At 65.9% G+C, this 8,038-nt stretch carries 7 protein-coding genes; 3 read left to right on the top strand and 4 right to left on the bottom strand.

The window, feature by feature from the left end:
* Window positions 1–57: 57 nt before the first annotated feature.
* Window positions 58–1,146, bottom strand: a complete 1,089-nt coding sequence (locus AAGI46_13845) for an amidohydrolase family protein (GenBank protein ID MEM1013288.1) — start codon at window positions 1,144–1,146, stop codon at window positions 58–60.
* 201 nt (window positions 1,147–1,347) lie between these two features.
* On the opposite strand from AAGI46_13845, the gene AAGI46_13840 reads away from it, so the two are divergent.
* Both AAGI46_13840 and radA read left to right on the top strand, forming a co-directional pair.
* Window positions 1,348–3,825 carry an SdrD B-like domain-containing protein gene (locus AAGI46_13840; protein ID MEM1013287.1) on the top strand — a complete coding sequence of 826 codons (2,478 nt, stop codon included), beginning with the start codon at window positions 1,348–1,350 and terminating at the stop codon, window positions 3,823–3,825.
* Between the two features lie 11 nt (window positions 3,826–3,836).
* Window positions 3,837–5,225: a DNA repair protein RadA gene (gene radA, locus AAGI46_13835; protein ID MEM1013286.1), complete on the top strand. Its 1,389-nt coding sequence runs from the start codon at window positions 3,837–3,839 to the stop codon at window positions 5,223–5,225.
* Here radA and AAGI46_13830 read toward each other — a convergent pair.
* Window positions 5,204–5,605 (bottom strand): DUF971 domain-containing protein, encoded by a 402-nt coding sequence (locus AAGI46_13830; GenBank protein ID MEM1013285.1) that lies wholly within the window; start codon window positions 5,603–5,605, stop codon window positions 5,204–5,206. The genes radA and AAGI46_13830 overlap by 22 nt on opposite strands.
* 198 nt (window positions 5,606–5,803) lie before the next feature.
* Between AAGI46_13830 and AAGI46_13825 the strand changes: the two genes are divergently transcribed.
* The gene (locus AAGI46_13825; protein ID MEM1013284.1) at window positions 5,804–6,676 is read left to right on the top strand and encodes a response regulator; all 873 of its coding nucleotides are present in this window, start codon (window positions 5,804–5,806) and stop codon (window positions 6,674–6,676) included.
* A gap of 32 nt (window positions 6,677–6,708) precedes the next feature.
* Here AAGI46_13825 and cyoE read toward each other — a convergent pair whose 3' ends face one another.
* Both cyoE and AAGI46_13815 read right to left on the bottom strand, forming a co-directional pair.
* On the bottom strand, window positions 6,709–7,647 hold the full coding sequence (cyoE, locus tag AAGI46_13820) for a heme o synthase (protein MEM1013283.1): 939 nt from the start codon (window positions 7,645–7,647) through the stop codon (window positions 6,709–6,711).
* Window positions 7,648–7,662: 15 nt separating this feature from the next.
* A partial coding sequence (locus AAGI46_13815) for a COX15/CtaA family protein (protein MEM1013282.1) occupies window positions 7,663–8,038 on the bottom strand: 376 nt, incomplete at its 5' end.

Below are 8,038 nucleotides of genomic sequence, written 5' to 3'. Positions count from 1 at the left end.
GCTAAGTCGACCAAATCTCCCGTCCACAGCAAGAGGCGTCCGACTGCTGCAACGTCGTCAGCCCGGAAGTGACACCCCGACACGCGCCATCAATCGCGTGATGTTCGTCCGATAAAGCTTCGTCAGCACGTCTTCTGGCAGATCGAGCCCGCGGAGGACCGGCTCGCCGTTGGGCGCGTCCGGGTCGGCGATCAGGCTCGGGCCGTCGTAGTCGCTTTCCCAAAGCTTGCGGTGGCACCACCAGCGGCTGGCGTAAAAGGCGTCGCTACGAAGCGTCTGGCTGACCTGATCGCTGCCCCACATCAGTCGGTCCTGGAACTCGATGACGAATGCCCGCAGCTCGCCACGCCGGGCCGAGACCTCGCGGACCATCCACTTCGTGGCCGAGAGGTCGAGCATGAGGTCTGGGTAGGTCGACAGAAGGTGCCGCAGCCGTTCAGGATTTTCGGGCCAGCCGCCCAGGTGCGCGCCCCACCAGGGATGGCCGCGGGTTTGGTCGAGTAGGGCTTCCCACGCGTCGTAGTGCTCTTCCCGCGTGCCCCAGAACGTCGGGTCGCTGCCGTAGCGATCGGGATGGTCGTACCACGCGTCGGGGTCGCCGATGTGGGACATGATGATCATGCCCAGCTCGGCCGTCCGGTTGACGTAGCGACGAAGACGGTCGCCTCCGAGGAACAGACCCGATTTCTGCATGGTCTGCGGGGCCAGGTGGTACTTGACGACCCGGCTGCCGAGGTTGCGGAAGCCCAGGACATTGGGCCACCAGTTGTCCTCGTCGTACCCGCCCGGACGCCAAGCCGGGACGGCAATGAGTGTGACACGATCTTGCCAAGGCGACCGCACGATCCCGACGGCCTCTTCCAAGGGCGACATCGTGATCGTGTGGTCGATGCCGTACGCGTCCGCTGCCCGGAACCAGGCTGGGGCGTCGGACAGGGCCAGCAGGTGCGAGTGGCAGTCGATGATCGGTCCGTCGATGGCACGAGGCATGTCCCGGCCTGCGTCGAGGAGGTCCAGGCCGAGGCGATTGAACTTCTCCGGGTCTGGCGCGTCGAACTGTGGATGGCGCCACATGCGCGCCAGGCGACGTCGTGCGATCACGGCCTCGTCGCCGGTGCCGACTGCCAGGTCGCCCGAGGTGATCATGCCGCAGGCTAGCCGCCTTGTTGCGTGTCACGGGCGTCCTTACCGGTCGCCCCCGAAGGGCCGGTGTCGTTGACATCGACCCTCCGCTCCGGGACGATGGGCAGCAGCGACCGCTGCGTCGTTCCCGCCGAAGGCCGCGTCCGCGGACCTTCCCTCGCCCGCCCTGGGCGTTCACAAGCCAGCCGTTCACCCGCCGCCCCGATGCCGCAACGCCTCACTCGCCGCTCTTCGCTCCCGGCCACCGTCTCCAAGCTCGAAGTCCGGCGACTGCTGGCCTCGATCAGCGGCGAGATCTTCACCGACCAGGACGGCGATGGCCTGCGCGACTTCTTCGAAACGCCCGTCCCCGATCTGGAGGTCCGGCTCGACCTCAACAACAACGGCATCTTCGAAGACGGCGAGCCGACCACCCTCACGGACGAGAACGGCTTCTACATCTTCACCGACCTTCCGGCCGGCACGTACAACATCGCCTTCGACAACCGATTCGGCACCGGCAGTACCGACCCAGCGCTCTTCTCCACGTCGCCGGGACCAGGCGGCAGAGTGCTCGGCGACTCCGAGGGCTACGGGATTGAAGTCATCTTCACCGACTCCGGGCTCGACGCGGCCCAGCGGACGCTCGTTGAGACGTCGATCGCCAAGTGGAGCGACGTCATCGTCGGCGACTTGCCCGACGTGGAGCTGTCTGAGGTGCAAATCCAGCTCGCTTTTGCGGGCATCCCGACCTCGGCCCTGTCCGACCTCCAGGACCTCGGGTCAATCGACGATCTGGTCGTCTTTGTCAATGCCGATCCGGCCGACAGCGACGGCCCGGGTGGAACTCTGGCCAGCGCTGGACCGATCACGACGCGTGACGGTCCGATGGGCCTTACGTCGACCGGCCAGATCAACATCGACCCGGCCGACGTGTCGATCAGCCGCGGCTTTGTCGAAACGGTCGTGCACGAAGTCGGGCACATCTTCGGCATCGGCACGCTCTGGAACGATTTCGGCTTCGTCGAAGAGACCTTCTTCGACCTCGACCCGTTCAATCCTCCAGAGAGCGTTGATTACGAACAGCCCAACGCCATCCGTGAACGCAACACCTTGTTCGGCCTGGACCCGATGTCCGCGAACGGCATGGCACCGATCCAGATCGAGGCCGGCATCGATGACGGGTTCGGCAACCAGTTCGTTCGCCCAGGCAGCAGCCTCGGACACTGGGACGAGGCGACCTTCGACACGGAGCTCATGACGCCTTTTGCCGTCCCCGGTGCTGACGGCTTTCCGGTTGACGCCAATCCGCTTGCCCCACTCAGCCGTCTGACGATCGCGGGGCTCGAAGACCTCGGCTACGACGTCATTTACGGTGCGGCCGAGAACTACGGACCGTTCGACATTGGTCCGCTGCCGGACGACGAATTCCCGACGCCCGATTCGGACTCGAATGCTCTGCCCTTCGGTTACGTCGTCACGCTCGCTACCGAAGGCCAAGTGCGTGGCGGGGCCAACTTCGCGCTTCGCCCGAACACGGCGCCGTCTCCGTTCTTCTTCAGCGCCAGCTCGCCCGTCATCGCCTCGGGTCAGGATTTGACGCTTCTGGCTGAGATCGACACGAGGACTGACCCGAACTTCACCGGCGACGTCGACTTCCGCGACGCACTCGTGGCCGTCGGCTTCTACGCCGAATCCAACGGCGTCGAGGGCCTGCAGACCACGGGCGACGTCGAGCGCGGCACGGCAACGGTCGCGGACACGCTGCTGTCCGAAGACTTCATCCCCGGCGACGGCTTTACGGCTGACCTGGACGGCTTTGTCGCTGCCGAGGGCGAACAGATTTTCTACGCCGCAGGTTACGATCTGCTGTCGAGCCGCACGGTCCGGCAGGCCAGTGTCACGATCGACTCGACCGCAGGAATGGCGCCCGAGCGGCCGGTCGACCTTCGTGTAGTCGGCTCGTCGACCGACACCTACACCGTCGCGTTCAACGATCGCTCGACCAACGAATTCGGCTTCCTGCTCCAGATTGCCGAGACCGATGGCGAGAATGGAACCACGTCCGACTTCAGCACGTTCGACGACGCGTTTGCCGACGGCCGAATCGATGAGGCGTACGAGCTGGTCGAACAGATTCTCCTGCCCGCCCAGGACGGCACTGGCCGGTACGAGTTCACGTACCAGTTGCCCGAAGGCGAAGGCGGTTCCGACACAAGTCGCATCTTCCGCGTCCGCGCCCTCAACACCGCAGGCAACAGCGACTTCGCCGGCCGCGTCCGTGCGACGACGCTCGGCGAGGGCGAGGTCTTCGTCGACAACGACTCACCACTCGTCACCACCAGTGGCGACTTCACGCAGGTGTTCAACTCCGGTGCCCGTGCCGTGAGCCTCGTCAGCGGCACAGACGGAACTGCCGTCTTCGATCCCGGCTTCGGCAGCGACGGCGGACCGGCCGCGGGCTCGTACCAGGTCTTTGCCAACGTGCCGTTTGTCGACGGCCTGGGCACCGTCCGAATCGACATCCGCAACGACATCGGCGATTCGATCGCGACCCGCTTCATCAGCGGCGAGGTGACGGGTCGAGACGTGTTCCTCGGCACCTTCTCGCTCGGCGACGGCGCGACCGTGGTCTTCAGCGAGGACGAGGGCACCGCGTTTGCCGACACCGTTCGGTTCCTGCCGACTGATCAGGTCTCGTAGCGTCGCCATCGATGGCGAAGGTCAAGACACGCTTCGTCTGCAACCACTGCGGCAGCGTCCATCCCAAGTGGATGGGCAAGTGCCCCGACTGCGGTCAGTGGGACGCGCTCGAAGAGCAAAAGGAACTGCCCGCTGACGATCGGCGGCTTCGTCTGGCAGCGCCGACCGAGTCCGACCTCGCCGGCGGGGCCGAACCGGTCCGGCTACGCGACGTCAAACCCGGCGACGGTGCCGCTCGCTGGCCTAGCGGCATCGGCGAGTTCGACCGCGTCCTCGGCGGCGGGCTCGTCAGCGGCATGGCCGTTCTCGTTGGCGGCGAGCCCGGCATCGGCAAGTCGACACTCCTCTTGCAGGCCGCCGCTCGCTGGGCGGGACGCAAGAAGGGCGAGGCACCCGTCCTCTACGTCACGAGTGAGGAATCGGCCCGGCAGACCAAGCTCCGGGCTGAGCGGTTGGAGGTGCCGACCGACCACCTGCTCGTCCTGGCCGAGGCGAATCTGTCGCGGATCATCCACCAGGTCCATCAGACCAAGGCCCGCGTCGTCGTCATCGACTCGCTCCAAATGGTCTACAAGCCCGACCTGCCCGCCGCCCCCGGCAGCGTGACGCAGCTCCGAGAAGCCTGCATGGACCTGACGTACCTCGCCAAGCAGACCGGTGCGGCCGTTGTGTTGGTCGGCCACGTCACCAAGCAGGGCCAGCTCGCCGGGCCGAAGGTGGTCGAGCACGTCGTCGACACCGTCGTCTACTTCGAGGGCGATCGCTACCACGCGCACCGCGTGGTGCGCTGCACAAAGAACCGCTTCGGCGGCACGCACGAGGTCGGCCTGTTCGAGATGACCGGCCGGGGCTTGGAGCAAGTGACCGATCCGGGTCGCATCTTCGCCGAGCAGTATCAGGACTCGCCCCCGTCCGGCAGCGTCATGACGGTCGCGCTTCAGGGCAGTCGGCCGCTGTTGGTCGAGGTGCAGGCGCTCACCGCCAGTAGCGTCATCGGTTCGGCCCGTCGCAAGGTCAGCGGCTTCTCAAGCGACCGCACGGCGATGATCATCGCCGTGCTCGAGAAGCGCGGCGAGCTGAAGCTCGCGGCCGATGATGTCTTCGTAAACGTGGCTGGCGGTGTGAAGGTGACCGAGCCGGCGATCGACCTCGCCGTCGGCATGGCGATCGCGTCGGCCCACTTCAATCGGCCGCTGCCGCCGGGCACGCTGTGCCTTGGCGAGCTGGGCCTCGGCGGCGAGGTGCGAGCGGTGTCGCAGCTGGAGACGCGTCTCCTCGAAGCCAGCCGCCTCGGCGTTGGCCACGCCGTCGTTCCCGCGACGAAAGCCAAGCGGCCGCCGCTTGGCGGGATGGCCGTTCACGAGGTGCGACGGCTTTCTCAGGCCTTGGCCGACCTCTGATTGGTCGATGTGCCGAGTTCGTGGAGATACTTCCACGTATAGATGCCGCTGTCGTGGCCGTCGCTGAAGAAGAGTTTGATCGCGTAGTTGCCCACCAGCTCGGCCCGTTCGACCTGGACGTCGTCGTTGCTGACCAGCTTGTCCGGCACGACGCCGAGGCTGACGCGTTTGCGTTTGGGCTTCTCGCCCATCTCTTCCGGCGTCGCAGGCCGCATCAGGCGATGCGGATCGACGCCGTCCCGTGCGATCTTGCAGTTGGCACACGGACACATGCGTCGCAGCAGCGCGATCGGTAGCGTCGTCTCGCTCTGGTCACTCCATCGGAGTAGCAAGCGCTCGTCACGCTTCAGATCGACCTTCGTCGGTCTTGCAGTCTCCACGCAGCAATCGTAGCGGCGCGTTGCAACCCGTTGAGAGACATGAAGCCGTGGGCTGAGCGAAGCGATGCCCCGGAGCGGGGGCCCTCGCGATCGACCTCGAATTCGCCCTAGGTCGATCTGTTAAGGTTGCGCGCGGATTGGTCGAGCAGTGATGCGATCTCTTGACGGTTTGACCAACTTTGCGTCAAGTACCGGCGAATGCTTTCGGTCGCACGCCCCGCGTTCCCGCCTCTGCCCGTTGTTGAACGCTCGCGCGCAAAGGCGGCGGAAGTCGTTCGACGCGAGGCCGCCGGTGGCATTTCTGTCAACGGCACCTCAAGCGCGAGCAACGAGGCCGCAGCGATGCTGGGACAGTCAGGCCGTGAGAAGCCGTTGGTCCTCGTTGTCGATGACGAGCCCGACCTTGTCGAGCTGATCAGCATGAACCTCCAGCGGAACGGCTTCGACACCATCGAAGCCGGTGACGGCGACACCGCGTTGGAGATGACCCGGAAGCATCGGCCGGACCTGGTTGTCCTCGACCTCATGCTGCCGGGGCTCGACGGGACGGAGGTTGCCAAGCGTCTCCGGGCTGAGCCGCAGACGCAGCAGGTGCCGATCGTCATGCTCACGGCCAAGACCGAAGAGACCGACGTCGTCGTCGGGCTGACCATCGGTGCAGACGACTACGTCGCCAAGCCGTTCAGCCCGAAGGTCCTCATGGCCCGCGTTAAGGCCGTCCTGCGGCGTCGCGGCGGAGCGGCACCGACCGCAGAAGCCGACGCCGACGACCCGGGCCTCCTGACGGCCGGTCCGCTGGTGATGGACCTGGACAAGCACGAAGTCCACGCCGGCGGCGAGCTGGTGAAGCTAACGCTGACCGAGTTCAAACTACTCAAAGCCCTCGTCGAAGCCGGCGGCCGGGTGTTGTCACGCGACCGCCTCATGGACAAGGCGATGGGCACCGACGTCTTCGTCACCGACCGCGCCATCGACGTCCACGTCACAGCGATCCGCAAGAAGCTGGGTGAGTACAGCTGGCTCGTCCACACCGTCCGCGGTGTCGGATATCGATTGCAAGAAGCGAACTGATCGACGACTTCGATTAGCGGTGAGCGGAAACTCTAAATCCAAGCGTCGATGACCAGCGCTGTCAGCAACGCTGGCAGGTACGCAATCGACGTCAGAAAAACGCGTTTCGCTGCGTAGCGACTGTCGTCGCTTGCCATCGCGATACCTGATCGCAAGTACCACACGCCCAGCAGGACTGCCGGGACGGCGTAGACCCATCCGATGTGCGGCGACGCGATCGGCAGCAGCGACACGGGAATCAGCACGACGCAGTAGGCGATCGTCTGCCGCACGGTGCGACGTCGGCCATCCGGTTCGCCGGGGAGCATCCGCAGGCCGCCGGCGGCGTAGTCGGACTGGTACATCGTCGCCAGGCCGTAGAAGTGCGGCATCTGCCAGGCGAAGAGGATGCCGAACAGGCCGACGCCCAGCACGCCGATCTCGCCGCCCGACGCTGCCGCAACGCCGATGACCGGCGGCAGGGCACCGGGGACCGCGCCGACCACCGTGCACCAGGCCGACGACCGTTTCATCGGCGTGTAGACGAGCACGTACAACGCGATCGTCGACGCCGACAGCATCGCAGGCACCGGCCCGGTAGTGAGAAACAGGTAGACAACGCCCGCGACGGACAAGGCGACTCCAAATCCGAGCGCGAACGCCGGCGACAGCTCGCCTGTCACCAGCGGCCGACCTTGCGTCCGCGGCATGCGTGCGTCGACGTCCTGCTCCAGCCATTGATTCAGCACGCTTGCTCCGGCGGCCGAGAAGGCGGTGCCAAGCAGCGTGTGGGCGAGCGCGACGAGTGCCGCGAACTGCGTCACCGTCGCTACGCCCGCCGCTGCTGCGAATCCGACGGCCGTCGTGACGAGCACGAGGAAGTTCATCCGCGGCTTGGTCAGCTCGTACACGGCCAGCGCCGTCGATCGTGTCGACGCGTCGTCACCGGCGGGCCGGGCGTCGTCGAGAATCGTCGGGGCAACTTCAGACATTCCGTGGCCGCGACTCTACGACACCGCGACCGACGGAACGCTTTCAAACGACCTGGCTTCGGCCGGAGTCTCCGCTCGCTGCGGAACGAGACCGAACCGCCTGATCTGCTTCGCACTCAGCAGCGCGACCGCGAGCAACAACCCCGCGCCCGTCGCGACGTGGAACGTGGCGATATCGGCGGGCTTGCCGAGCAGGACCGTCGCAATGCCGAGCCCGATCTGCACCGCCACCAGTCCCGCGACGACGAGCGCGTGCGTCTTGGCGACCGACCAGAGACGCCACACGACAAAGACCGTGAACGCCGCGATCAAATACGCGCCGACGCGGTGAATCGCGTGGAGCCAGACGTCGACCATCCGAACGGCCGGCTCGCGAAGTTCGAAGGCGCGG

The organism is Planctomycetota bacterium, assembly GCA_038746835.1.
GTDB lineage: Bacteria > Planctomycetota > Phycisphaerae > Tepidisphaerales > Tepidisphaeraceae > JBCDKH01.
This window is presented reverse-complemented; position numbering and strand designations above follow the sequence as displayed.